The organism is Apilactobacillus timberlakei, assembly GCF_002993965.1.
Classification (GTDB): Bacteria; Bacillota; Bacilli; order Lactobacillales; family Lactobacillaceae; genus Apilactobacillus; species Apilactobacillus timberlakei.
On sequence record NZ_POST01000004.1, the window covers coordinates 190,891 to 217,212 of the forward strand.

The window sequence follows — 26,322 nt, forward strand, 5'->3', positions numbered from 1 at the left end:
AATAAAAATAGAGTTATTTAGTTATAATGCTAAATAACTCTATTTTTTCGCTTAATATCGATGTTTATTAAAGTAGATATATTGACACTTTTATCAGTAAAATTTAAAATATAGTAGTACTTAAATAATTTAATTACACTTAAAATATAATTTAATTCATTTTTTGATGGTTTGGAGGTGTAACTTAATTTTATGAATTATATATTAATTGATATAATCCTCGTAATCATCGCTGTTGTTTTAGGTGCTTTTGTTGGTATGTTTTTACACAAAAACATAGTTGAAAAAAAATTGGCTATTGCTCACAAAAGTGCTAAAGACATCTTAGATAATGCTAAACGACAAGCAAAAACATCTTCTAAAGAAAAAATTCTTGAAGCTAAAGAGAAAAGTAATCAGTATCGTTCTAATATTGAAAAAGAAATTAAGCAAAGACGTCTAGAAGTACAGAGACAAGAAAATCGTTTAATTCAACGAGAAGATGCTTTAGATAGAAAAGATGATGCTTTCGATAAAAGAGAAGATTCTCTTAATAGAAGAGATGAAAAACTTAACGTTAATCAAAAGAAGTTGGAACAAAAACAGCAGGAAGCCGATAGATTGGTTGAACAACGCCAAACTGAATTGGAAAAAATATCCGCACTTTCTCAGGATGAAGCTAAGGACTTGATTATTAAAGAGACTAGTGATCAATTAGCAGATGAAAGGGCTAAAATGGTTAAAGATAGTTATAACGAAGCCCAAAAAGAATCAAGTAATAACGCTAAGAATCTTGTGATTGAAGCAATACAACAAAGTGCTGCTGATATTGTTTCTGAAACTACTGTTTCAGTGGTTACTTTACCAAGTGATGATATGAAAGGTCGTATTATCGGTAGAGAAGGTCGCAATATTCGTACATTTGAAACCCTTACTGGGATTGATTTAGTCATTGATGATACTCCAGAAGCGGTTGTATTGAGTGGATTTGATCCAATTAGACGTGAAGTTGCTAAAATGGCATTGGAAAAATTAATTAAAGATGGTCGTATTCATCCAGCTCGTATTGAGGAAATGGTGGATAAAAGTCGTCGTGAACTTGACGAAAAAATTCAAGAAATCGGTGAAGAAACTGTCTTCGACTTAGGAATTCATTCTATGAATCCTGAAATGATTGGAATGATTGGTAAATTACAATTCAAAATTTACTATGGCAGAAATGTATTGAGTCATTCAATCGAAGTCGCGAAATTATCTGGTGTATTAGCATCTGAACTGGGCGAAGACGTTGTTTTAGCAAAACGAGCAGGATTATTACACGAAATAGGTCGTTCTGTTAATAATGAAACTGAAGGTTCTCATATTGATATTGGAATTGATCTGGCTAAGAAATATCATGAAAGTCCCGCTATTATTGATTCAATTGCCAGTGATGACGAAAGTAGAAAACCTAAGTATATTATTTCAGAATTAGTAAGTATTGCTAATAAAATTGCAATTTCTAGACCGGGAGCTAAAAGCAAGTCCTTGGAAAGTTTCGTTCATCGTCTTGAAAGTCTTGAAAAGATTGGTGATAGTTTCGATCAAGTCAAAAAGAGCTATGCTATTCAAGCAGGTCGAGAAATTCGCATAATTGTTAAACCAGATAAATTATCTGATACTCAAGCAATTGTTTTAGCAAGAGATATTAAGAATAAAATTGAATCTGATATGGAGTATCCAGGACATATTAAGGTAACCATTATCAGAGAAGTAAGATCAATTGAATATGCAAAATAAAAAAAGGCCATTTGGCCTTTTTTATTTTTATTAAATCGGTGTAAAATTAATTATATATATAAATGAATTGAGGATAAATATGAAAATTTTATTTCTTGGTGATGTTGTCGGAAATATCGGAACGAAAATGATAAAACAATATCTACCAATCTTAAAAAGAGATTATAAACCACAGTTAACAATTGTTAATGGAGAAAATGCTACATCCTTTGGTCGTGGAATTAATCGAAAGGTTTATAAGGGCATTATGGATGCTGGAGCTGATGTAATTACTCTAGGTAATCATGCATGGAATAACGAAGAAATATTCGATTTTATAGATGAAACTAAAAAATTGGTGCGTCCTTTAAACTTTCCGGGTAAAGATGTTCCAGGAAATGGTTATACTATTATTAATGTCAATGGGAAAAAGGTTGCTGTAATTAATTTGCAAGGACGTATTTTTATGGATCCAATTGATGATCCATTTAGAATGATTGACGAATTAGTTAGTAAGTTACATTCACAAGTTGATAATATATTTGTTGATTTTCACGCTGAAACAACCAGCGAAAAGCAAGTTATGGCTATGTATTTAGACGGCAGAATTAGTGCAATGGTAGGTACTCATACTCATGTTCAAACTAATGATAATCGTGTTTTGAAAAAGGGAACTGCCTTTATGACTGATGCAGGTATGTGTGGACCCACAGATGGTGTTTTAGGGATGAAATATGAAAATATTATCCATCGCTTTTTAACACAACGTCCCACTAGATTTGAAGTCGAAGAAAACGGCGGTGGAATTGTTTCTGGTTGTATTATTGATATTGATAATCATATTATGAAGGCTAAATCTATAAAGAAAATATTAATTAGTCCAGATCATCCTTATCAAGGATAGGATTTTTAGTAAGGAAGGTATCTAATGGTAAAATCGGCGAAATTAACACCAATGATGGAACAATATCAAAAAGTTAAAGATCAATATAAAGATGCTTTTTTATTTTATCGTTTAGGTGACTTTTATGAAATGTTTAATGATGATGCAGTAAAAGGAGCACAAATATTGGAACTAACATTAACGGCTAGAAATAAAAATTCTAGTAATCCAATACCAATGTGTGGAATTCCTCATAAAGCGGTTGAATCTTATATCAATACTTTAGTAGATAAGGGTTATAAAGTAGCTATTTGTGAACAAATGGAAGATCCCAGAGTTGCCAAGGGAATGGTTAAACGAGCAGTGACACAATTATTAACCCCCGGAACAAAAACTGAAACTGGTGCTGAAAATGCTAAGAATAATAATTATTTAACTGCTTTAGAATACGATAAAGATAGTAAAAAATATGGTTTTGCTTATGCTGAACTTTCTACAGGTGAATTAAAAACTAGTGTTTTAAGTAATATTGACACTTTAATTAACGAAGTTATGAGTTTACAAACCAAAGAGATTATTGTTGATGATAATGTTGAAAAAGATGATATCAACACTTTTAATAAATTAGGTATTTTAGTGTCACATCAATCTGACATTGATATTGAAGATAATATGATTAATTTAACTGATAATTTGATTAATAATTTAGAAAAAAAGACATCCGAACTTTTAATTACTTATATTATCAAAACTCAAAAGCGTAGTTTATCTCATATGAAAGCGGCTGAATCTTATCGTCCCACTGAATTTTTAAAATTAGATCATAATTCACAATATAATTTAGAGTTGAATAAAAATATTCGTACCAATAAAAAATCTGGTAGTCTATTGTGGCTTTTAGATGAAACTAAAACTGCAATGGGTGGTCGTAAACTTAAAACATGGTTAGATCGTCCATTAATAGTTAAAAATCAAATTATTCAACGTCAAAATGCGGTTCAAGAATTACTAGATCATTATTATGAACGCAATGAAATTAGTGATATTTTGGTTAAAGTTTATGACTTAGAAAGATTAGCTGGAAAAGTGTCTTTTGGTTCTGTGAATGGTCGTGACTTGATTCAATTACAGTCTTCTTTGGAACAAATTCCTAAGTTAAGGTATGAAATAGCATCAATGGACGCTGCTTCTTTTAATAATATTTATGATTCCTTAGATCCAGTTGATGATGTTGCTAAAATGATTAATGATTCTATTATTGATGAACCACCAATTTCAGTTACTGATGGTGATTTGATTAAAGATGGATATAATAAAACTTTAGATGATTATCGTGATGCAATGAATAATGGTAAAAAATGGATAGCTGAGCTTGAAAATAAAGAGCGTAATGCAACAGGTATTAGTAACCTTAAAATTGGATATAACCATGTTTTTGGCTATTATATTGAAGTTTCTAAAGCTAATTTAAATAAGTTACCAGAAGATCGTTATGAGAGAAAACAAACTTTAACTAATGCTGAAAGATTTTCTACTCCAGAATTAAAAGAAAAAGAAAAATTAATTATTGAAGCGCAAGAAAAATCTAAAACATTAGAATATGCGATATTTAGTAAAGTACGTGAAAACGTAAAAAAATCAATTAAAAGATTACAAAAATTAGCAACTGCAGTATCAACCCTTGATGTGTTACAAAGTTTTGCAGTTATATCTGAAAAATATCGTTTAGTTAAGCCCTCTTTAAATGATAATCATGATTTAGAAATTATTGATGGCAGACATCCAGTAGTTGAGAAAGTTATGGGGCATCAATCATATGTGCCAAATAACGTAAAAATGGATCCTGATACTAATGTATTATTAATTACAGGTCCTAATATGTCTGGTAAAAGTACTTATATGCGTCAATTAGCATTAGCAGTTATCATGACTCAGATAGGATGCTTTGTTGCTGCTAAATCAGCTCAAATGCCAATTTTTGATAAAATATTCACTAGAATTGGTGCAGCTGATGATTTAATTTCTGGTGAAAGTACATTCATGGTGGAAATGAAAGAATCTAACGAGGCAATTCAAAATGCAACTGAAAATAGCCTGATTTTATTTGATGAAATTGGTCGTGGAACTGCTACCTATGATGGAATGGCATTAGCTCAATCAATAATTGAATATGTTCATAATAATATTCATGCCAAAACTCTATTTTCTACCCATTATCATGAGTTAACTGAACTAGAAACGACTTTACATCATTTAACCAATGTTCATGTTGGAGCCGTTGAAAAAAATGGTGAACTTGTATTCTTGCATAAAGTTAAAAAAGGTGCTGCTGATAAATCTTATGGAATTCACGTTGCCAAATTAGCAGGTTTACCTGATAAGTTATTATCACGTGCAGATAATATTTTGGAAACACTTGAAAATAAAGACGACGATAACGAGAAATTGATGAATATTCAGACCTCATCAGTTCCAAAAGATGAAACTAAAAATGATGAGGAAGAACATCAATTATCATTATTTAATGATGACAATCCTAAAAATAAGAAACAAAATGTTTCAAATCTTAAAATTATTAATGAAATTAAGCGTATGGATTTAATGTCTAAAACACCAATGGAAATTATGAACGCTGTTTATAAATGGAAACAAAAAATTGAAAAATAGGTGAATGGAGGGGATTATTTGTCAAAAATCCATGAATTAACGCCGGTGTTAGCTGATCAGATTGCTGCTGGTGAAGTGGTCGAAAGACCTGCTTCAGTAATTAAAGAATTAGTAGAAAATTCTATTGATGCAAAAAGCACGCAGATTGATATTAACGTTAAGGATGCTGGCTTAAAGAGTATGCAAGTAGTTGATGATGGTATAGGAATTGAAAATGATGATATTAAATTGGCTTTTAAGCGTCATGCCACCAGCAAGATTAATAATCCTCAAGATTTATTTAAAGTTCATTCATTAGGTTTTCGAGGTGAAGCATTGCCTTCTATTGCATCTGTTTCGGATGTTCAATTAAAAACTTCTACTGGGGATGAAGGTACTAAACTTCATATTAGAGGAAGTAAGATTGAATCTATTATGCCTTCTGAATCTAGAAGAGGGACTTCAATCAAAGTTAGTGATCTATTTTATAACACTCCGGCAAGATTAAAATACATGAAGTCGTTACAAACTGAATTATCTAAGATTACTGATATTGTTGATAGATTAGCAATTGGTCATCCTAATATTGCTTTTTCACTTGTTCATAATAATCGAGAATTAATTCGTACTTCTGGTCGCAATAATCTTCAACAAGTAATTGGCGATATTTATGGTGCTAGGAATTTAAAACGAATTATTAAAATAAATAATCAAGATGATGACTTTAAGATTAATGGCTATATTAGTTTGCCAGAATTAACTAGGGCATCTAGAAACTATGTCACCATTATTTTAAATGGCCGATATGTGAAAAATTATAATATTTTTAAAGCTTTAACTGATGGATACGGCTCTAAATTAATGGTTGGACGTTATCCTATTGTTACTCTAAACATCAATTTAGATCCAACTTTAGTTGATGTTAATGTTCATCCAACTAAACAAACTGTTCGTATTAGTAAGGAAGAACAATTATGCAATTTAATTTCTAAAACCGTTTATGATGCTATTTTTCCACAAAATTTGATTCCAGATGCGATGAATCGTGATCGAGCAGTTAAACCACATTATGAAACTAGTCAAATTCAAATGGATTTAAATAAAGCATCGACTCATCATCCAATAAGTAGTCTCGAAAATTTCAAAGATAATAACAAAGATTATGATTTAGACAATGCAATTGATGAATCAGTGAAATCAGATGTTGAAGCTAGTAATGTAGAAAACTCGATTATTATTAAAAATAAGGCCGATTTAAGTAGTTCTTCAGTAATTAATTTTAAAGAAAAATATGATAATGAATCAGAAACTTTACCATTTGGAGAAACTAAATCTGAATTAAATTATGATGATGTTAAAGTAACCCGTTTTCCTAATTTACGTTATATTGGCCAATTACACGGAACTTATTTAATTGCTGAGTCAGATAATGGAATGTACATTTTAGATCAGCATGCTGCCCAAGAAAGAATTAATTATGAAAAGTTTAGAACTGAAATTGGGGATGTTTCAGATGACCAACAAAACTTGTTAGTTCCAATAGTTCTTGATTATCCGGCATCAGATGCAATTATTATTAAACAAAAGATTGATGTTTTGCATAGTGTCGGAATTAATATTGAAGTTTTTGGTAAAAACAGCTTTGTGGTTAAACAACATCCAACTTGGATTAAGGGTTCTGACGAAGAAGAAACAATTCGATCAATGATTGATTGGGTTATTGAAAATAAAAAGATATCAGTTGCATCATTTCGCGCCAAAACTGCAATTATGATGAGTTGTAAACGTGCAATTAAAGCTAACCATCACCTTGATCGTAAGCAAGCAATTAATTTAATTGATAATTTATCAAAAGTTCAGAATCCATTTAATTGCCCTCATGGTAGACCAGTATTAGTTTCATTTTCTAACGCTGATATGGAAAGGATGTTTAAACGTATTCAAGATCCACATAAAAGCGAATAATTATTTAAAAGGATGTAAAAAATATGTATGAATATTTAAATGGAATCATAGCTGATGTAAAACCCGGATATGTTGTTATTGATGTTTCAGGAGTAGGGTATTTAGTGCATACTTCTGATCCTTATCGCTATTCTTCTGATGAGAAAAAAGTAGTTAAGATTTTTATTTATCAAGCAGTAAGTGATTCATCACAGACTTTATATGGATTTTATACTAGAGAAGAGAAAAGTATTTTTGAAAAATTACTAAGTGTTTCTGGCATTGGACCTAAGAATGCACTAGCAATTTTAGCTGGCAATGATCCTAAGTCCTTAGTGAAAGCAATTAATGAAGAAAACGTTACTTATTTAACTAAATTTCCTGGTGTTGGGAAGAAGACAGCCAAACAAATTATTTTAGACTTAAAAGGGAAGATTGATGATCTTGCACCATCGTTATTTGATGATGTGGATGAAGCTAAATCAATTGATACTAATGATTCAAATAATCAAGAATTAAGCGATGCATTACAGGCATTAGAAGCTTTAGGATATACACATCGTGATGTCGAAAAAGTTAAGAAGCAGTTGTCTAATGAACAATCCATGACCACTGATGAATACCTAAGTAGCGGACTAAAATTATTAACCCAATACTAAAAGGAGGAATACTAATATGGACGATAATCGAATTGTTTCTGGTGACAGTGCCAGTGATAATGAAGAATCAGTTGAAAAATCTCTACGCCCACAACATTTATCCGAATATATTGGTCAAGATGATTTAAAATCGGAACTATCTGTTTATATTAAAGCGGCTAAACAAAGAGAAGAATCATTAGATCATGTTTTACTTTATGGGCCTCCTGGATTAGGTAAGACGACTTTAGCAATGATTATTGCTAATGAAATGGATGTTGGTATTAAGACTACTAGTGGTCCTGCAATTGAAAAACCAGGTGATTTAGTAGCTTTGCTTAATGAATTACAACCAGGTGATATTTTATTTATTGATGAAATTCATCGATTACCTAAAATGGTTGAAGAAATGCTATATTCTGCAATGGAAGACTTTTATGTTGATATTGTTGTTGGTCAAGGACCAACGGCACATCCAGTTCATTTTCCATTACCACCATTTACTTTAGTTGGTGCTACAACTAGAGCAGGAATTTTATCAGCACCATTTCGTGATCGTTTTGGCATTGTAGAGCATATGAGATATTATGAAACTAAAGATTTAGAAGAGATTGTAAAACGTTCAGCTGATATTTTTAACGCTGAAATTGTTGCAAAAGGAGCTCATGAAATTGCTCGTCGTTCTAGAGGAACTCCTAGAATTGCTAATCGTTTACTAAAAAGAGTACGTGACTTTGCACAGGTATCTGATAAAGAAAATATTGATGTGGAAATTGTTGATCATTCTTTGAATATGCTAGGTGTTGATGACGAGGGACTAGATAGCACTGATATAAAATTATTGAAAACAATGATTGTATATTACAATGGTGGACCGGTAGGATTAAATACATTGGCTGCTAATATTGGTGAAGAAACTGATACAATTGCTGAAATGTATGAACCATATTTGTTACAAATTGGTTATTTAAAAAGGACAGCTCGTGGAAGAACAGTTACTGAAGCTGCATATAAACATTTAGATTATCCAATTAATAATAATTAATTTATGGTAGACTATTAATAGTAGTTCTGATAACCTATTATATAGAGATGTTATGAATTGAAAGAGTAGGTGAAAATAATGGGTAATTTCGCAGGATTTGGAATTATGATCGTCCTTTTTGCTGTTATGTATTTCTTGATTATTAGACCACAAAAGAAACAACAACAAAAGCATGCCGAAACTTTAAAGCAATTACAAAAAGGTGATCATGTTATTACAATTGGTCGCCTTCATGGTGTAGTTGATGATATCGATACTGAAAACAAGACTATTACATTAGATTGTGATGGTATTTATTTAGTATTTGATATGAACGCAGTTGCTAAGGTAACTGAACGTGTTAGTGAAACAACTTCAAATGATGATAAAAGTTCAGAAAATGAAACTGAAGCAAAATCAGAAAAAGAAGATTAATTCCAAAAGCAATTTTCAGGATAATGAAAGTTGCTTTTTTTATTTCTAATAATTTTATTTAAACATTTTAAGCGTGTGATATAATTATTAGATATATTAAGATAAGAAATAGATTGAAGGTCATTAGTTATAGTTATGCAAAAAATTTTAAAAGCATTTAATTTATCAACTGAAAAGAAAATTATTAAAGCCATTTGTGATTTTGATACGATTATCATTCATCGTCATCAAAGACCAGATCCAGATGCTTATGGATCTCAAATGGGATTAGCAAATATTATTAAAACGTCTTTTCCTAACAAAAAAGTTTATTGTGTGGGTAAACAATACCATGGATTTGATTGGTTAGGTAAGACTAATAATATTGACGATGATGTCTACGAAAATGCATTAGTAATTGTTTGTGATACTGCTAATCAACCTCGCGTTGATGATTCTCGTTATACTAAAGGTAAAATGATGATTAAAATTGATCACCATCCTAACGATGATCAATTTGGTGATATTATGTGGGTTAAACCAGAAGCATCAAGTACTTCTGAGCTTATTTATGATTTATATGATGCTTCTAAGAAACTAAAAATTAATGATGAAGCTGGCCGACTATTGTATGCAGGAATTGTTGGAGATACTGGCCGATTTAAATATCCTTCAACGTCTGCTAATACTTTTAGAGTAGCTTCTGAATTAGCAAAATTAAATTTTTCTACAACTGAAGTTAATAATATCGAATCTGAAATTGATATTCCATTGGCACGTTTATCAGCTTATGTATACGAAAATTTAAATATTAAAGATAGTGGAGCAGCTTACTTAATATTAAGCGATAAAGTCCTAGAACCATTTAATTTAGGGGATGAAAGTACTTCTGCGGTTGTTCCATTACCTGGAAATATTAAACAGGTTAGTTCATGGGCAATTTTTGTTCAACAAAAAGATAGCAGTTATCGCATTAGATTACGTTCTAAAGGACCATCAATTAATGAATTAGCTAAGAAATTCGGTGGCGGAGGTCATCCATTAGCAAGTGGAGCTGTTGCTAAAGATGATGACGAAATTAAGCAGGTCATCGAACAATTAGATACGTTAGTTGCTGATTATAAAGGAGATAAATAATGACAACTACTTTTAAGCAATACAATTTTAAGCCATTTATTATGAATGCCTTAGATGAATTAAATTTTAAAGAACCAACAAAAATACAAGAAAATATAATTCCCGAAATTATGAAAGGGAGAAGTGTAATTGGTCAATCTGCTACTGGTAGTGGTAAGACTCATGCCTTTTTATTGCCTATTTTTGAAGAAGTGAATCTTGATGAAAACAGTGTTCAAGCAGTAATCACTACGCCAAGTCGTGAATTGGCTTATCAAATTTATGAAAATGCTAAGCAATTAGCTAAACATAGTGATCAAGTCATTCATTTGGCCAATTATGTTGGTGGTACTGATAAAAAACGTCAGATTGAAAAATTGAAAAATGAACAACCACAAATTGTAATCGGGACTCCAGGAAGAGTTGCAGATTTAATTAAGGGTCAACATTTAGATGTTCATACTGCTAAAAGCTTAGTGATTGATGAAGCTGATATGACAATGGATTTAGGTTTCTTAAATGAGGTTGATACCATTGCTGCTAGTTTTGGTAAAGATGTTCAAATGATGGTATTTTCAGCTACTATTCCACAAAAATTACGTACATTTTTGAAGAAGTATATGACTAATCCATATATTGAAAATATTCCAAATACTTCTGTAATTAATCCTAATATTGATAATTTATTGATATCAACCAAAGGCGAAAATCGTAATGATTTAATTTATAAGTTAATTACGATGGGTGAACCATATTTAGTATTGATTTTTGCCAACACTAAAAAAAGAGTTGAAGAACTATATGAATATTTACGTAATCAAGGATTAAAAGTTGGAATGGTATCTGGGGCTCTGACTCCTCGTGAACGTAAGCGCATGATGAAGCAAATTCAAAATCTTGATTTTCAATTTGTAGTAGCTACGGATTTAGCTGCTCGTGGTATTGATATTGAAGGAGTATCGGATGTTATCAATGATGATATTCCTGAAGATTTAGAATACTTTATTCATCGTGTTGGTAGAACTGGTAGAAACAATATGTCCGGAACTGCTATTACTTTGTACGATCCTGATGAAGAAGATGAAATTGACGCTTTAGAAAAAATGGGGATTTCATTTAAACCCAAAGCTATCAAAGGTGGTCGTATTGTAGATACTTATGATCGTAATCGCCGTAAAGCTCATCGTCGTGGTCATGATAAACTTCAACCAAATATGATTGGTATGATTAAGAAGAAGAAACGTAATATTAAACCTGGTTATAAACGTAAGATTAAGAATGAATTAAAACGTAATGATGAAATGAATCGTCGAGTTGAACAACGAGAAGAAGGTCGTCGCAAACGTAAGTCAAGAAAGAATAGTTCTCAACGCTATAGATAATTATTGACACCATTTTTAACAAATTTTATAATCATATATGAGAATAACGAAGAGAATATGTTTATATTAAATAACTATTTAAGAGACATCTTGGTTGGTGCGAAAGGTGAGTTATTTTTATAAATGCTGTCTTTTTATGATGAATTTAATCGTTACTCAGCGTTATTGAGAATAAAGAGGTAAACGAAAACATCGTTGCAAGTAAAGTGGTACCGCGTGTAAGCGTCTTTACTGCAACGGTGTTTTTGTGCTTTTTGGAGGAAAATTATGAAAAACTTAAGTAGTAGTCAAATTAGAGCTATGTATTTAGACTTTTTTAAGCAACATGGTYATACTATTGAACCTAGTGCTTCATTAGTACCTAAAGATGATCCATCTTTATTATGGATTAATTCCGGTGTTGCTACTATGAAAAAATATTTTGATGGTAGCGTAGTTCCTAAAAATCATCGTTTGACTAGTTCACAAAAGAGTATCAGAACTAATGATATTGAAAATGTTGGTAAAACTGCCCGTCATCATACTTTGTTTGAAATGCTAGGTAATTTCTCAGTGGGTGATTATTTCAAAAAAGAAGCCATTAATTGGGCTTTTGAATTATTAACTTCACCAGATTGGTTTGGCTGGGATAAAGACAAATTATATATGACTGTTTACCCTAAGGATACTGATGCTAAAAAATATTGGGAAGCCGCTGGAGTTGCTCCAGATCATTTAATTGATATGGACGATAACTTTTGGGATATTGGTCAAGGACCTTCAGGCCCTGATACTGAAGTTTTTTATGATCGAGGACCTGAACATGATGATTTAAAACCAGATGACCCAGAAAACTATCCTGGTGGTGAAAATGAACGCTACCTGGAAGTATGGAATATTGTATTTTCACAGTTTAACCATAAACCTGATGATACTTATGAACCTCTACCAAGAAAAAACATTGATACTGGGATGGGGTTAGAACGTGTAACTTCTATTTTTCAAAATGCACCAACTAACTTTGAAACTGATTTATTTTTACCAATTATTCATAAAACTGAAGAATTTAGTAATAATAAAAAATATGGATCAGATGATCAAGATGATGTTGACTTTAAGATCATTGCTGATCATGCACGTGCGATTACATTTGCTATTGGCGATGGTGCACTTCCATCTAATGTTGGTCGCGGCTATGTTATTAGAAGATTAATTAGAAGAGCAATTGTTTCAGGACATCGATTAGGAATTGAAAAAGATTTCTTATACAAATTAGTACCAATCGTTGGTGAAATAATGAAATCTTATTATCCAGAAGTGCTAGAACAAAAGGATTACTTAGCAAAAGTTATTCATTCTGAAGAGAAACGCTTTAATGAAACATTATCTGATGGTTTAGACTTATTAAATAATCTTCTAGATGGATTAAAAGAATCTGACAATAAAATTGTTAGTGGAAAAGATGCATTTAAACTTTACGATACTTATGGTTTCCCATTAGAAATGACCAGAGAATATCTAAATGATGAAGGCTATTCTGTTGACGAAGATGGCTTTAAATCTGAAATGCAAAAGCAAAAAGATCGAGCACGTAATGCACGTGGAGATAAGAAATCAATGGGTGTTCAACGTGATTTATTACTTGAAATTAAGACTTCAAGTAAATATGTTGGATATAATCAATTAAGTGTTGCCAATGCTAAATTACTTGATATTATCGTTAACGAAAAATTAGTTGATTCAGTTGATAAAGGCATTGCTGAATTTATTTTTGATAAAACTCCATTTTATGCTGAAATGGGTGGACAAGTTGCTGATCAAGGTGTAATTAAAGATGCCAATGGTGATATTTGTGCTAAGGTAACTGATGTTCAAAATGCGCCTAATGGACAGAATTTACACACTGTTGAAGTCCTAAAGCCTATGAATAAAAATGATAGTTATTCATTAGATGTTGATCGTCATTTCCACAGTAAAGTTGAGAAAAATCATACTGCCACTCATTTGTTAGATCAATCATTAAGAAATATATTAGGAAACCATACTCAACAAGCTGGATCTTTAGTTGAACCTAATTACCTAAGATTTGATTTTACTCATTTTGGTTCAGTTACTGAAGATGATTTAAATAAAGTTGAAGAACTAGTTAATGAACAAATCTTTAAGGAATTACCTGTTAATACTGTTGAAACTGACCAAGAAAATGGTAAAAAAATGGGAGCAATTGCCTTATTTGATAATAAATATGGCGATAAAGTAAGAGTTGTTAGTGCTGGTGATTTTTCTGTAGAATTTTGCGGTGGAAATCATGTTAAAAATACTAATGAATTGGGCTTGTTTAAGATTACTTCTGAATCTGGTGTTGGTGCTGGAGTAAGAAGAATTGAAGCCGTTACTTCTGGTGATGCTTTTAAATATTTGAACAATGAAGAAAATATTTTGAAACAAATTGCTATTAATACTAAGACCAATAAACTTGAAGAAGTTCCAAATAGAATAAATCAACTACAAGAAGAAATTAAAGAATTGCAACAAAAACAAGAAACTTTAGAAACTAAAATGGCCAACCAACAAGCAGATTCTGTATTTGAAAATGTACAAAATGCTGGCAATCTAAAGGTGATTACAGGTGTATTAAAAGTTTCTGGTATGGGTCAATTAAGACAGTTAGCTGATACTTGGCGTAATAAAAATCTCTCAGATGTGTTAGTATTAGGTACAAGCATTAAGGGTAAAGCTAATTTAATTGTTGCCGTTAGTGATGATCAGGTTAAAGCTGGTATCAAAGCTGGAGATTTGATTAAAGCTATTTCTAGTGAAATTAATGGTGGCGGTGGTGGCCGTCCTAATTTAGCACAAGCCGGTGGATCTAACCCAGAAGGACTTGCTAAGGCTATGGATGCTGCCATTGAATGGTTACAAAAATTATAATATTTTATAATTAATGTTTTATTGAAATTATGTTATCTTACATCATAGATATAGAGGTGTTTTGGAATGAGTGCTTCAGATAAAACAATGTATTTTGATTTAAATAATAATACTCCTAAGGATGTTCATGATACTTTATTGTTAGTATATAAATCTTTGGAAGAAAAGGGGTATGATCCATATAATCAAATTGTAGGATATCTTATCTCAGGAGATCCCGCATATATTCCTCGTTTTAATGATGCAAGGAATCTAATTCGTCGTTATGAAAGAGACGAAATTATTGAAGAATTAGTTCGTTTCTATTTGGTTAAGAATAACAGTGAGGATAAATAGTTTATGAGATTAATGGGAATGGACGTTGGTTCTAGAACCGTTGGAATTTCTGTTAGTGATTTATTGGGATGGACAGCTCAAGGAGTTGAAATCATTCCGATTAAAGAAGAAGAAGAGGAATTTGGTTTGGATCGCGTTGATCAATTAGTTGAAAAATATGGTGTACAAGGATTTGTGCTCGGATTACCCAAAAATATGAATAACACTTCCGGACCTAGAGTTGATGCATCAAAGCACTATGGTGAACTGTTAAAAGAAAAATTTGGCTTACCAGTTGATTTTGAAGATGAAAGATTAACTACTGTTGAAGCAGAACGGATGTTAATTGAGAAAGCTGATACTTCTAGAAAAGGTCGTAAAAAGGTCATTGATAAGATTGCTTCTGAATTAATTTTGCAGACTTATTTAGATCGCAAGGGTAAACTAACAAATATATAGAGAGAAGGCTTATTAATGAATAACGAAGAACAAACACAACAAATTACAATGGTTGACGAAAATGGAAATGAAGAATTATATGATGTTTTATTCACTTTCCAATCAGAAGATTATGGAAAATCGTATATTTTACTTTATCCAGTTGGTAAATCAGATGACGATGAAGTAAACATTGAAGCTTATGTATTACCAGATGATGATGATCCTACTGATCCTCAAGGTGGAGATTTAAGAACCATTGATTCTGATGAAGAATGGGATATGGTTGAATCTGTCTTGAACACATTTTTAGCTAAAGATGATGACAAAAAAGAATAATTATTATTCATTAAAGGGGTGTCTTATAAGACGCTCTTTTTTTATGCATAACTGTTTTAAATTTATTTTTATGCTAAAATAGTGATTGAATAATCAGGAGGTTTGTGTAACATGACTAGTGCAAATCAGCGCTTTAAAGCAAAAATAGACAATAAAACATATACATTTGTAGGTAAAAGTTCAGTTGAACATATGGAAACAGTTACTGAATTAATGAATGAACAATTAAATCAATTAAAAGAATTATCACCTGATATAGATAAGGCTGATGCTGCAATATTATTGGCATTCAACGCTTTTTCGGAGCAGGTAAAATTGCAAAATAAGATTAATCAATTAGAAAAAAAGGACTATAAAGAATAATGTTATTTACAATTATTATATCTTTAATACTTATTTTTAGTATTTACATTGGATATAAAAAAGGACTAGCACAAGAAATAATCAGAATTATTGGATTCTTAGCTACTTTATTATTATCGTTGCTTTATTCAAGAGATTTGAGTGATATTTTATTTTCCCATACTAATATTATTAGTAATCATCTATTATGTAATAGTATTAGTTTTTTAATATTATTTATTATTCTTTCTGTAGTTGTGAGATTTATTATGAGAATAATAAACCATGTAACTTCTATTCCAGTTATTCATGAATTAAATTCCTTTGGTGGAGCTCTTATTAGTTTTATAATTTCATATTTTATGATTTTTTTAATTTTAAATATTATACTAGTTCTGCCCGAGAACAATATAAAAAAACAATATTATGATTCTAAGGTAGCTACTTTTATTGTTAATAAAACACCATTGTTATCACATGATTTATATAAGAAATGGTTAAGATAAGGAGGTATTATGCCAATATGGATACTAAAGTTTTTGATACTTTAGAATACAATAAAATAAAAAATAAAATTTATGAGTATTTAACTACTAAAAATGGTAAAAATGAATTATCTTCGTTGGTTCCAACTAACAACGATAAGTCTATTAATCTTTGGTTGGATGAAACTGACGATGGAATGCATGTTTTACGTTTAGATAAAGAAATATCGATTCCTAAATTGGATGATATAACTCCATATATGAAGAGATTAAAAATTGATGCTACTTTAAATGGCAGTGAACTATCTAAAATTAATAAAGTTTTAAAATCTGCTAATGCTTTAGTATCTTTTTTTGATAAAATGTATGAAGAACATGTTTCTTTTAAGAGACTTTATGATATTGTTGATGAATTTCAAACTATACCCACTATTTCGAAACAATTATCTTTGTCAATTGATGATGAAGGAAACATATTAAGCTCTGCATCTAAAGAGTTAAATGGTATTCGTAAAAGAATTGATAAAGTAAAAACAGACATTCGTAATATTATGAATGGGTACACCAAAAAACAAGCCAAATATTTAACTGAACCAATAGTAACTATTCGTGAAGATCGCATGGTTATTCCGGTTAAAGCTGAATATAAAAATAAGTTTGGTGGAATAGTTCATGATCGTAGTTCTTCCGGACAAACTTTATACGTAGAGCCTAGTTCTGTAATTGGCTTAAATAATGAACTTAGACAAAATCAGATTGCTGAAAGACAAGAAGAAAGACGTATTTTAATTGAATTATCGGACTTAATTAGACCATATCAATGGGAAATAATTAATAACTCTAAAATTTTAGGTCATTTAGATTTCATAAATGCTAAAGCTAAGTATGCTCGTAAGATGAAAGCAACTAAGCCATTAGTTTCTACAGACAATAGAGTTAATTTAAAGCAAGCTAGACATCCACTAATTGATCAAGATAAAGTGGTTGCTAATGATTTAAAAATTGGTGAAGATAACCGTGCAATTGTTATTACTGGACCTAATACTGGTGGTAAGACTATTACTATTAAGACTTTAGGTGTTTTACAATTAATGGGACAGTCTGGTTTATTTATCACTGCTAATGAAGAATCAACAATTGGTGTTTTTGATAATGTTTTTGCTGACATTGGTGACGAACAGTCTATTGAACAAAATTTAAGTACTTTTTCATCACATATGGATAACATTGTCGATATTTTAAATAATCTTACTAGCAAGAGCTTGGTTTTACTTGACGAATTAGGTGCAGGTACTGATCCTAAAGAAGGTGCGGCACTTGCGATGTCTATTTTAGATAAAATTGGTGAAGTTAATTCTGAAGTTGTTGCAACTACTCATTATCCCGAATTGAAGGTTTATGCTTACAATCGTGTAAAAACTACTAATGCTTCAATGGAATTTGATGTTGATACTTTGCAACCAACATATCATTTATTAATGGGAATACCTGGTCAAAGTAATGGACTGAATATTGCAGAACGTTTGGGATTATCAGATCAGATTATTAATGAAGCTCGTTCACTAACCAATCAAGATAGTCAAGATTTAAACAATATGATTGTTGAACTAACTGATCAGACTAAACAAGCTCGAGAAAATGCTGAATATTTGAGAACACAGCTAGCTGATGCCACTAAATTGCATGCAGAATTGAGCGATAAATTTAGTAAGTATCAAAATCAAAAAGAACGTCTTGTTACTGAAGCTAAAGAAAAGGCTAATGAAATTGCTAAAAAGGCTAAAAATAAGGCTGATCATATTATTGCAGAATTACACAAAAAACAAGATCAGATTGGTAAAGTTTCAGTTAAAGAAAATGAATTAATTAACGCTAAGGGTGAATTAAATTCATTGAGACATGATATTAGTTTATCTAATAATAAAGTATTAAAGAAAGAAAAAGCTAAGCATGATTTTCACAAAGGTGATGATGTACTAGTTAAATCTTATGGCCAACGTGGGGTATTAATGAGTAAAATGGGTAACCATAGTTGGGAAGTACAACTTGGTATTTTAAAGATGAAAATTGATGATACTGATTTGGAAAAGGTTAAGCCCGAAAAAGAAAACAATTTTACTACGCGTGTAAAAAGGTCTGGTTCATCTGGATTATCGACTACCCTTGATTTAAGAGGTCACCGTTATGAAAATGCAATGCATGAAGTAGATCAATATCTGGATTCAGCTGTATTAGCTGGCTATCCTTCCATTACTATTATTCATGGTAAAGGAACTGGAGCATTACGTAAGGGTGTAACTAATTTATTAAAACGTGATCGCAGAGTCTCTGACTTTGGATATTCTGCGCCTAATGCTGGTGGAGATGGATCTACGATTGTTAAGCTAAGATAATATATCGTATAAGACATATTATTTGCAATCTTATATTAAAATGATACACTTACTTTTAGTAAATACGAAGGAGGTTATTAATATGGTTTCCGAAACTACAGATAAGACTTTTGAAAAAGATACTTCTGATGGTGTTACTTTAACTGATTTTTGGGCAACTTGGTGTGGTCCTTGCCGTATGCAATCACCTGTTGTTGAACAATTGTCAGAAGATATGGGGGACAAAGTTACCTTTAATAAAATGGATGTTGACCAAAATCCTGAAACCCCTCAAAAGTTTGGGATTATGAGTATACCTACTTTACTAGTTAAAAAAGATGGCAAAGTTGTTGATAGTATCGTTGGCTATCACAGCAAAGAACAATTAGCTAAAATTTTAAATCAATATCTATAAGTAACAAAAAAGACAACTTGTTTTATTACAAGTTGTCTTTTTTTAATTTGAATATAAATCAAAATTTGAAATATCATCAGAATCATTAGTAGGACTTTTTGGATCCATATGTACTCTAATTGTTACTTTACCATTTTTTTCTTCTTTGGGATTCATTTCAGCTTCTGCAATGACTCCCATTTGTTGTTGTGCAATTTGAGCTAAAATGCCTGCTTCAAACATAAAATCAGCATCAGCTGAAGATTCAAGTCTAGCTTTAACTATTTCTCCATTTAAGGTCCATTTTATTTCATGTTTATTTTCTGAAATAATTGATAACTCGCCTAAGCCGGATTGCTTAAAAAATAAACTAACATCTAAAGCATCTCTAAGTGGAAATTTTCGTGCAATTTTTTTTCCAGCCCAATAAAGGATACTATGATCATCAGTACCTAACAAATCCTTTATCAATATATCTCTTAATAATTCTTGTCCCCAATATTGACTAGTAGATTTATTACCCATGATTTTTTTATAAAGATTATTATTCATACTTACTAACCTCAATTCCTTTTGTCATTTTTCATTATATTATAATTTATCATTGATTTGTATATTTTATCCAATAAAATTTGGAATGTGTTGCTAAATATCGTTGCTAGGTTGCTCAAAACTTAAAAAAGGATGATAATATATATTTAAACACTTTTTGAAAGAAGGTTAAGTAATTGGATAAACGTGCAATTGGTTTTATGGATTCAGGTGTTGGGGGACTCACTGTTGCTAAGGAAGCTATTAAACAATTTCCCAATGAAAATATTATTTACTTTGGGGATGAAGCTAGATTACCATATGGTGAAAAAAGTCCTGAAGAAATAAAAAAATTCGCTCAACAAATTTCCGATTTCTTGATTGATAAGGGAATTAAAATTTTAGTTATTGCATGTAACACTGCTACTGCTCATGCACTATCCTTATTAAAAGATATCTTAGATATTCCAGTTATAGGTGTAATTTATCCTGGTAGTTTAGCTGCAGTTAATATTTCTAAAGAAAAACGTATAGGTGTAATTGCTACTAATGGAACCATAAAAAGTAAAGCTTATGAAAAAACTATTAGCTCGATTAATAATAATGTTAAAATTTTTAGCCTAGGTTGTCCTAGATTTATTCCAATGGTTGAAGATGGACATTATAAGAGTCAAGAAGATCAGAAATTAGTAACCCAAGATTTAGTACCTATTATAAAAGATAATGTTGATACTTTAGTAATGGGATGTACCCATTATCCAATTATGCGTAAATTAATTCAAAATGCTATGGGTGCTGATGTTAGATTAGTCGATCCAGGAATTGCTGTAATTAAAGACATTAAGCAAACAATTGATGAATTAAACTTAAAAAACAGTTTATCTCATACTAGAACATTAAGATTTTATACTACTGGTTCTGTTGAAAAATTCCGCTTCGTAGCAGAAGAATGGTTAGACCGAGATATTGATATTAAAAAAGTTTCTTTGAAAACATTGGAGGGATATTAATGTTAAATACGATTGTAATTGCTACTAATAATGAAAATAAGGCTATTGAATTTAGAAATATGTTTGCATCTAAACATATTAATTTTAAGACCTTAAAAGACTTTTCAGAAATAGGCACTATTAAGGAAGATGGTAATTCTTTTGAAGAGAATGCTACTATTAAGGCACAAGCTGTTCATAAGATGACAAATTTACCAGTCCTTGCTGATGATTCGGGATTACAAGTTCATGCTATTAATGATGAACCTGGCATTTATTCAGCTAGATATGCTGGTGATCATGATGATTCTGCTAACAATAAAAAGCTACTAAACAAATTATCAGGTAAAAAGAATCGAAGTGCTACTTTTAAAACCTGCCTGGTTTTGATTAAACATGATGGTAAAAAATTAGTTGTTAATGGAGAATTGAACGGTACTATTTTGGAAAAATCCAGGGGAGACAATGGCTTTGGCTATGATCCCTTATTTTATGTACCTAGTATGAAAAAGACGTTAGCGCAAATGAATAGAACAGAAAAAAATAAGATTAGTCATCGTGGTAATGCAATGAAAAAATTGTTCAATGAATTTGATAATTGGTGGCTCAACTAAATGTTAACTAATTGTAAAATTTTTACGAAAATGCTATTCTAAAAGCATAGTATAAATAAGGGGGAGGAATTGTATGACAATAGGAGCTCTAGCTGGTTTAATTGCTGCAATTGCATTTTTAATATTAGCTGTAAGTGCTGCGTTTGTTTTAATTAAACTTTCAAAAACCGTTGATGAGGTTAATAAGAATATTAACTCAATTTCTCAAGATGTTAATGTTTTGTCTAAGCAAACTGAAGAAATTATGATCAGTTCTAATTCTATGATTAAAGATTTAAATGAAAAAGTTAATACATTAGATCCTGTATATCAAGCTGCTGCTGATGTTGGTCAAAGTGTTTCTGATTTAAATAGTGCTACTCAAAGCTTAACAAAGAAATTTCAAGAGAGAAATAAACCTTCTTTTCTTGAAAAGCTAGCAGGTATAGGCTTTAAAGTATTTAGAAAATAAGGAGAGTGTTTTTTATGAAAAAAGCAGGATTATTTTTTATGGGACTAACTGCTGGAGCTGCGGCAGCTGCTTATGTTGCTTATCGTAAATTAGATGACGACAAAGCCAAAAAAATAGTAGATACTACTAAAGATGCAGCTAATAGTTTGAAAGATCGTGCATTAGACTATGCGTTTTATGCTATGGATTCGGTAGATGATGCTAAACAATCATTACAATCTAAGACTTCAGATGCTACATCTAAAATTAAAGATGCTGCAGGCAAGGCTAATGATAACGTAATGAATAAGGCTCAATACTACTATGACGAAGGTAGTACTCAATTTCATAAAGCTGCTAATAATTTAAGAGAAAAATCTAAGGATATCAATAATAAAAATAATGATGATAACGAAGATGTTGTCGTAGATCCTGATTTTTTAAAAAAAGATAGTGACAAGTAATTGAACAAAAAAGACTTAGAATTAATTAAAATGATTAATCCTAAGTCTTTTTTGCTTACTTGTTATTTTTATTTTAATCTGCTATATTTATACAATAAATGAAAGCGCTATAAAACTTTCTATTATTTGTTTAGAAAGGATTAAAATATGAATAAGCAAAATATAACTATTTATGATGTTGCTAGGGAATCTAAAGTTTCAATGGCAACAGTTTCAAGAGTTTTAAATGGTAATTCTAATGTTAGACCTGCTACAAAAAATAAGGTAATGAATGTAATCAATAAGATGGAATATCGTCCTAATGCTGTAGCCAGAGGATTAGCTAGCAAAAAGACTACAACTGTGGGAGTTATTATTCCTGATGTTACTGATGAATATTTTGCATCTTTAGCCAGAGGTATAGATGACATCGCTTCTATGTATAAATATAATATTATTTTAGCCAACTCAGACGATGATTCATCTAAACAAGTTAAAGTTTTGAATAATCTATTGAGTAAGCAAGTTGATGGGATTATTTTTATGGGAAATGAGATTAATGATAAATTACGCCAAGAATTTAAAAATTCTAATGTTCATATAGTACTAGCTGGATCTGTAGATGAAATTAATTCTGTGCCTAGCGTCAATATTGATTATATTTCTGCTGTTAAAACTGAGACTAATAAATTAATTAACAATGGTAATAAAAAAATTGCTTTTATTTCTGGTTCTTTAAATCAGCCAATTAATTTAGATTATCGATTAGTGGGATATAAAAAGGCCCTACAAGAAAATAATTATGTATTTGATAAGTCGTTGGTATTTTCGACAAATGGTAATTATCAATCCAGTTATAATTTAGTTAATAGTATTTTATCTAAAAACATAACAGCAGCAGTTGTTACTAATGATGAATTGGCTGCAGGTTTACTAAACGGTTTAACGGACTTGAATATTAAAGTACCAGATGACTTCGAAATATTTACTAGTAACGATACCAAAATATCAAGACTTGTAAGACCTCAATTATCATCAATAACTCATCCATTATACGATGTGGGAGCTGTTGCGATGAGATTACTTACTAAAATAATGAATAATGAAGATGTTGATAAAAAACAAATTCTTTTAAATTATGATATTGTTGAAAGACAATCAACAAAATAGTAATGTACTTGATTATTAATATTCGCATTGATATAATTAATATGTTTGTAAAATGAAGAATTTGAATTAAACGAGAGGAGTGCTGAGATCATGTCAGGACATTCAAAATGGCATAACATACAAGGTCGTAAAGGTGCCCAAGATAAAAAACGTGGTAAAATTTTCCAAAAAATTTCACGTGATTTATACCAAGCAGCTAAAGCAGGGGGTGCAGAAATAGATGGTAACCCTCAATTACGTTTAGTTATTGATAAGGCACATGCTGCTAACATGCCTAAAGACAATATCCAACGTGCACTAGATAAAGCAACTGGTGTTGGTGGAGCTAATTATGAAGAAATAACTTATGAAGGATACGGACCAGCTGGTACAGCTGTTATGGTTTCTTGTTTAACAGATAATAAGAACCGTACTGCTGCAGCTATTCGTTCTGCATTCACTCATCATGGTGGATCTCTAGGTTCTAATGGTTCTGTTTCATATATGTTTGATCGTAAAGGTTACATTGTAATTTTACGTGATGACTTAAATGTTGATGAAGATGATATGTTAATGGATGCATTGGATGCTGGTGCAGACGATATGAAGGCTAGCGATGAAAAATTTGAAATTTTTGTTAATCCTTCAGATTTAAATGCTGTTCGTGATGAATTACAAAAGAAATATACACTAGATACTGCCGAAGTAACAATGTTCCCACAAACTGTTACTGAAGTTCCTAGTGATAAAGCATCACAATATACTGGCTTAATTGACGAATTAGATGAAAATGACGATGTTCAAGATGTCTATGAAGCTGCTAAGTTACCAGAAGATGCTGAATAATTAAATAATGATTTAAGATGTGTAGTTATTCTATACATCTTTTTTTTTATAAAAAATACATACACTTTTTTGCGAATATATTAGTGGAGGATATTTATATGAAAATGAAGGAGTATTTTAATGACTTAATTAATCATGCCATTGATATTAAAGCAAGTGACATTTATATATTTCCAGCGGGGGACAATTTTAATATTAAAATGCATACGAATGTAAGAATATTAGAACATTCAGTGATAGATAGCTCTTTTTCTAAAACTTTGCTTAACTATTGTAAATATATATCGAATATGTCTATTAGTGAAAATAGAAGGCCACAAATAGGATCATTTGTATATAAATTAGATAGTCAAAAATATTATTTAAGATTTTCATCGGTTAGTAATTTTAGTAATAAAGAATCTATGGTAATTAGAATTATTTATAGTATAGAAGATTCTGATTTGAGTTATGCAGATTATAATAAGTTGATATCTCTAAAGAAAAGATTCTACAAAGGAGGGATGATTTTGTTTGCGGGTCCTACTGGTTCTGGCAAAACAACATCGGCTTATAAATTAGCTAAAAGCATTAGTTCTAAAAAAATTATAATGACAATCGAAGATCCAGTAGAAATAATTGAAGATGAATTTTTACAATTACAGGTAAATGATTCTGCTAATATGGGATATGATGAACTGATTAAAGTAGGGTTACGGCATCGACCAGACATATTTATCATTGGTGAAATAAGAGATGCTAGAACAGCTAATGCTGCAATAAGGGCCTCACTTTCGGGTCATTTAGTAATTAGTACCATTCATGCTAATAGTAAGAATGGAGTAATTAATCGTTTAAAACAATTAAACGTTGATTCATCAGATATAAATCATGCCATTAATACAGTTGTGTATCAGAAATTAGCGAACGATGAAGATGGAAATATGACTGCATATATGGATATAAATGAGGAGCAGTAAATTTTTGTTTAATATAAGACTAAAAGGACCAGAACAGCAGCTATTGTTTAAAACACTTAGTGAACTATTGGATTCGGGATTTAACCTTAAAGACTCATTAATTTTCATAAAACAAACAACAATTAAGGCAAATATCATTGATGATGTTTTATCAAAATTGGAACAAGGCTATCACTTTAGTTATAGTATTAGAAAATATATAGACGGTGAATTTTATAATCAAATATATATTAGCGAAAAGAATGGTAACTTGATTAGTTGTTTAAAAGAAATAAACAAATATATTTCTATCAAAAATAAACAACACAAAAAAATACGAGAAGTTTTAATGTATCCATTATTTTTAATATTAATGCTTTTAATGGCATTAATTGGTATCAATAAAGTAATTGTTCCACAGATAGATGCAATCGGTAGAGTTGAAAAATATGATTTAAGTTATTTATATTTTTTTATATTATTAATATTTGTGTTCTTATTGCTAATTTTTATTTATTATAGAAGTTTATCCTTTTTAAAAAGAAAAGAATTTTTAATTAAAATACCTTTTATTGGGAAAATATGTCAATATTATATGGGTTATTATTTGTCTTATAATTTATATTTAATGTTAAGCAATGGTATTGATATCAAGAATATATTATTTATAATGAATAGTTTCGATAAATCAACAATTATTTATTCATTAAGTAATGAAATAAAAAAAGAACTAGAAAATGGGATGAATTATACAAAACTTATACAAAAATATAATTTTATCCCTAAAGAATTTATTTTATTTTTGTCACAAGGTAATTCTAAAGAAAAAATAATTAACAATTTATTTATGTTTTCAAGACTTCAATTTGAAGACATGATTAATAAAAGTAATCGTTTGATTAACTTAGTTCAACCAATTTTATTTTTATTAATTGGTATCGGAATTATATTAGGATATTTATCAATTTTGATGCCCATTTATAACTCATTAAGGGGAATATAA

Annotated in this window: 26 protein-coding genes; 25 read left to right on the forward strand and 1 reads right to left on the reverse strand. The window is 30.5% G+C overall.

All coding sequences use genetic code 11. The annotated features are described in order from the left end of the window. Nucleotides 1-192: 192 nt before the first annotated feature. The 17 genes from rny (at nucleotide 193) to trxA (ending at nucleotide 19,400) form a co-directional block, all read left to right on the forward strand. Nucleotides 193-1,758 (forward strand): ribonuclease Y, encoded by a 1,566-nt coding sequence (rny, locus tag C7N71_RS06295; protein ID WP_105988262.1) that lies wholly within the window; start codon nucleotides 193-195, stop codon nucleotides 1,756-1,758. A 79-nt stretch (nucleotides 1,759-1,837) separates the two neighbouring features. Next, nucleotides 1,838-2,641: a TIGR00282 family metallophosphoesterase gene (locus tag C7N71_RS06300; protein ID WP_105988263.1), complete on the forward strand. Its 804-nt coding sequence runs from the start codon at nucleotides 1,838-1,840 to the stop codon at nucleotides 2,639-2,641. A 24-nt stretch (nucleotides 2,642-2,665) separates the two neighbouring features. Further along, complete coding sequence (mutS, locus tag C7N71_RS06305) at nucleotides 2,666-5,287, forward strand: DNA mismatch repair protein MutS (RefSeq protein ID WP_105988264.1); 2,622 nt, start codon at nucleotides 2,666-2,668, stop codon at nucleotides 5,285-5,287. Between the two features lie 18 nt (nucleotides 5,288-5,305). Then, the gene (gene mutL, locus C7N71_RS06310; protein WP_105988265.1) at nucleotides 5,306-7,231 is read left to right on the forward strand and encodes a DNA mismatch repair endonuclease MutL; all 1,926 of its coding nucleotides are present in this window, start codon (nucleotides 5,306-5,308) and stop codon (nucleotides 7,229-7,231) included. A 23-nt stretch (nucleotides 7,232-7,254) separates the two neighbouring features. Further along, complete coding sequence (gene ruvA / locus C7N71_RS06315; RefSeq protein WP_105988266.1) at nucleotides 7,255-7,869, forward strand: Holliday junction branch migration protein RuvA; 615 nt, start codon at nucleotides 7,255-7,257, stop codon at nucleotides 7,867-7,869. 16 nt (nucleotides 7,870-7,885) lie between these two features. After that, a complete protein-coding gene (gene ruvB, locus C7N71_RS06320) occupies nucleotides 7,886-8,893 on the forward strand; it encodes a Holliday junction branch migration DNA helicase RuvB (protein ID WP_105988267.1) in 1,008 nt (335 codons plus the stop codon). Between the two features lie 78 nt (nucleotides 8,894-8,971). Next, nucleotides 8,972-9,307 carry a preprotein translocase subunit YajC gene (gene yajC / locus C7N71_RS06325; protein ID WP_105988268.1) on the forward strand — a complete coding sequence of 112 codons (336 nt, stop codon included), beginning with the start codon at nucleotides 8,972-8,974 and terminating at the stop codon, nucleotides 9,305-9,307. 135 nt (nucleotides 9,308-9,442) lie between these two features. Further along, entirely contained in the window at nucleotides 9,443-10,423 is a 981-nt protein-coding gene (locus C7N71_RS06330) for a DHH family phosphoesterase (RefSeq protein ID WP_105988269.1), read from the forward strand. After that, the gene (locus C7N71_RS06335; protein WP_105988270.1) at nucleotides 10,423-11,784 is read left to right on the forward strand and encodes a DEAD/DEAH box helicase; all 1,362 of its coding nucleotides are present in this window, start codon (nucleotides 10,423-10,425) and stop codon (nucleotides 11,782-11,784) included. Before C7N71_RS06330 ends, C7N71_RS06335 begins: the two co-directional genes overlap by 1 nt. Before the next feature lie 267 nt (nucleotides 11,785-12,051). Then, nucleotides 12,052-14,694 (forward strand): alanine--tRNA ligase, encoded by a 2,643-nt coding sequence (alaS, locus tag C7N71_RS06340; RefSeq protein WP_105988271.1) that lies wholly within the window; start codon nucleotides 12,052-12,054, stop codon nucleotides 14,692-14,694. Between the two features lie 66 nt (nucleotides 14,695-14,760). Next, nucleotides 14,761-15,030 (forward strand): IreB family regulatory phosphoprotein, encoded by a 270-nt coding sequence (locus C7N71_RS06345; protein WP_105964816.1) that lies wholly within the window; start codon nucleotides 14,761-14,763, stop codon nucleotides 15,028-15,030. Between the two features lie 3 nt (nucleotides 15,031-15,033). Then, nucleotides 15,034-15,468, forward strand: a complete 435-nt coding sequence (gene ruvX, locus C7N71_RS06350) for a Holliday junction resolvase RuvX (protein WP_105964815.1) — start codon at nucleotides 15,034-15,036, stop codon at nucleotides 15,466-15,468. Nucleotides 15,469-15,483: 15 nt separating this feature from the next. Then, on the forward strand, nucleotides 15,484-15,786 hold the full coding sequence (locus C7N71_RS06355) for a DUF1292 domain-containing protein (protein ID WP_105988272.1): 303 nt from the start codon (nucleotides 15,484-15,486) through the stop codon (nucleotides 15,784-15,786). Between the two features lie 111 nt (nucleotides 15,787-15,897). Continuing rightward, entirely contained in the window at nucleotides 15,898-16,149 is a 252-nt protein-coding gene (locus C7N71_RS06360; protein ID WP_105988273.1) for a cell division protein ZapA, read from the forward strand. Beyond that, complete coding sequence (locus C7N71_RS06365; RefSeq protein WP_105988274.1) at nucleotides 16,149-16,634, forward strand: CvpA family protein; 486 nt, start codon at nucleotides 16,149-16,151, stop codon at nucleotides 16,632-16,634. Before C7N71_RS06360 ends, C7N71_RS06365 begins: the two co-directional genes overlap by 1 nt. 17 nt (nucleotides 16,635-16,651) lie before the next feature. Next, entirely contained in the window at nucleotides 16,652-19,006 is a 2,355-nt protein-coding gene (locus C7N71_RS06370; protein ID WP_105988275.1) for an endonuclease MutS2, read from the forward strand. 82 nt (nucleotides 19,007-19,088) lie between these two features. Beyond that, complete coding sequence (trxA, locus tag C7N71_RS06375; protein WP_105964810.1) at nucleotides 19,089-19,400, forward strand: thioredoxin; 312 nt, start codon at nucleotides 19,089-19,091, stop codon at nucleotides 19,398-19,400. Nucleotides 19,401-19,442: 42 nt separating this feature from the next. On the opposite strand, the gene C7N71_RS06380 is transcribed toward trxA, so the two are convergent. Continuing rightward, nucleotides 19,443-19,931, reverse strand: coding sequence for a YslB family protein (locus C7N71_RS06380; protein ID WP_105988276.1), 489 nt, complete (start codon nucleotides 19,929-19,931; stop codon nucleotides 19,443-19,445). Between the two features lie 176 nt (nucleotides 19,932-20,107). Between C7N71_RS06380 and racE the strand changes: the two genes are divergently transcribed. The 8 genes from racE (at nucleotide 20,108) to C7N71_RS06420 (ending at nucleotide 26,322) form a co-directional block, all read left to right on the forward strand. After that, nucleotides 20,108-20,920 carry a glutamate racemase gene (racE, locus tag C7N71_RS06385; protein ID WP_105988277.1) on the forward strand — a complete coding sequence of 271 codons (813 nt, stop codon included), beginning with the start codon at nucleotides 20,108-20,110 and terminating at the stop codon, nucleotides 20,918-20,920. Then, nucleotides 20,920-21,513, forward strand: a complete 594-nt coding sequence (locus C7N71_RS06390; protein WP_105988278.1) for an XTP/dITP diphosphatase — start codon at nucleotides 20,920-20,922, stop codon at nucleotides 21,511-21,513. The genes racE and C7N71_RS06390 overlap by 1 nt, the downstream gene beginning before the upstream one ends. A 73-nt stretch (nucleotides 21,514-21,586) precedes the next feature. Beyond that, nucleotides 21,587-21,964 (forward strand): DUF948 domain-containing protein, encoded by a 378-nt coding sequence (locus tag C7N71_RS06395; RefSeq protein ID WP_105964806.1) that lies wholly within the window; start codon nucleotides 21,587-21,589, stop codon nucleotides 21,962-21,964. Nucleotides 21,965-21,978: 14 nt separating this feature from the next. Further along, complete coding sequence (locus C7N71_RS06400) at nucleotides 21,979-22,407, forward strand: hypothetical protein (protein WP_105988279.1); 429 nt, start codon at nucleotides 21,979-21,981, stop codon at nucleotides 22,405-22,407. Between the two features lie 147 nt (nucleotides 22,408-22,554). Then, nucleotides 22,555-23,556, forward strand: a complete 1,002-nt coding sequence (ccpA, locus tag C7N71_RS06405; RefSeq protein ID WP_105988280.1) for a catabolite control protein A — start codon at nucleotides 22,555-22,557, stop codon at nucleotides 23,554-23,556. A gap of 90 nt (nucleotides 23,557-23,646) precedes the next feature. Then, on the forward strand, nucleotides 23,647-24,381 hold the full coding sequence (locus C7N71_RS06410) for a YebC/PmpR family DNA-binding transcriptional regulator (RefSeq protein ID WP_105988281.1): 735 nt from the start codon (nucleotides 23,647-23,649) through the stop codon (nucleotides 24,379-24,381). A 98-nt stretch (nucleotides 24,382-24,479) separates the two neighbouring features. After that, nucleotides 24,480-25,340 (forward strand): competence type IV pilus ATPase ComGA, encoded by an 861-nt coding sequence (gene comGA, locus C7N71_RS06415; RefSeq protein ID WP_157944372.1) that lies wholly within the window; start codon nucleotides 24,480-24,482, stop codon nucleotides 25,338-25,340. Nucleotides 25,341-25,344: 4 nt separating this feature from the next. Then, nucleotides 25,345-26,322: a type II secretion system F family protein gene (locus C7N71_RS06420; protein WP_140922492.1), complete on the forward strand. Its 978-nt coding sequence runs from the start codon at nucleotides 25,345-25,347 to the stop codon at nucleotides 26,320-26,322.

Coding starts and splice junctions, on each gene's coding strand:
- ruvX (WP_105964815.1), top strand. CDS start 15,034: ATGAGATTAATGGGAATGGACGTTGGTTCTAGAACCGTTGGAATTTCT.
- C7N71_RS06370 (WP_105988275.1), top strand. CDS start 16,652: ATGGATACTAAAGTTTTTGATACTTTAGAATACAATAAAATAAAAAAT.
- C7N71_RS06345 (WP_105964816.1), top strand. CDS start 14,761: ATGAGTGCTTCAGATAAAACAATGTATTTTGATTTAAATAATAATACT.
- C7N71_RS06335 (WP_105988270.1), top strand. CDS start 10,423: ATGACAACTACTTTTAAGCAATACAATTTTAAGCCATTTATTATGAAT.
- ruvA (WP_105988266.1), top strand. CDS start 7,255: ATGTATGAATATTTAAATGGAATCATAGCTGATGTAAAACCCGGATAT.
- ruvB (WP_105988267.1), top strand. CDS start 7,886: ATGGACGATAATCGAATTGTTTCTGGTGACAGTGCCAGTGATAATGAA.
- C7N71_RS06400 (WP_105988279.1), top strand. CDS start 21,979: ATGAAAAAAGCAGGATTATTTTTTATGGGACTAACTGCTGGAGCTGCG.
- comGA (WP_157944372.1), top strand. CDS start 24,480: ATGAAAATGAAGGAGTATTTTAATGACTTAATTAATCATGCCATTGAT.
- C7N71_RS06365 (WP_105988274.1), top strand. CDS start 16,149: ATGTTATTTACAATTATTATATCTTTAATACTTATTTTTAGTATTTAC.
- C7N71_RS06380 (WP_105988276.1), bottom strand. CDS start 19,931: ATGAATAATAATCTTTATAAAAAAATCATGGGTAATAAATCTACTAGT.
- C7N71_RS06410 (WP_105988281.1), top strand. CDS start 23,647: ATGTCAGGACATTCAAAATGGCATAACATACAAGGTCGTAAAGGTGCC.
- C7N71_RS06330 (WP_105988269.1), top strand. CDS start 9,443: ATGCAAAAAATTTTAAAAGCATTTAATTTATCAACTGAAAAGAAAATT.
- ccpA (WP_105988280.1), top strand. CDS start 22,555: ATGAATAAGCAAAATATAACTATTTATGATGTTGCTAGGGAATCTAAA.
- C7N71_RS06390 (WP_105988278.1), top strand. CDS start 20,920: ATGTTAAATACGATTGTAATTGCTACTAATAATGAAAATAAGGCTATT.
- C7N71_RS06395 (WP_105964806.1), top strand. CDS start 21,587: ATGACAATAGGAGCTCTAGCTGGTTTAATTGCTGCAATTGCATTTTTA.
- trxA (WP_105964810.1), top strand. CDS start 19,089: ATGGTTTCCGAAACTACAGATAAGACTTTTGAAAAAGATACTTCTGAT.
- C7N71_RS06300 (WP_105988263.1), top strand. CDS start 1,838: ATGAAAATTTTATTTCTTGGTGATGTTGTCGGAAATATCGGAACGAAA.
- mutS (WP_105988264.1), top strand. CDS start 2,666: ATGGTAAAATCGGCGAAATTAACACCAATGATGGAACAATATCAAAAA.
- rny (WP_105988262.1), top strand. CDS start 193: ATGAATTATATATTAATTGATATAATCCTCGTAATCATCGCTGTTGTT.
- C7N71_RS06360 (WP_105988273.1), top strand. CDS start 15,898: ATGACTAGTGCAAATCAGCGCTTTAAAGCAAAAATAGACAATAAAACA.
- yajC (WP_105988268.1), top strand. CDS start 8,972: ATGGGTAATTTCGCAGGATTTGGAATTATGATCGTCCTTTTTGCTGTT.
- C7N71_RS06355 (WP_105988272.1), top strand. CDS start 15,484: ATGAATAACGAAGAACAAACACAACAAATTACAATGGTTGACGAAAAT.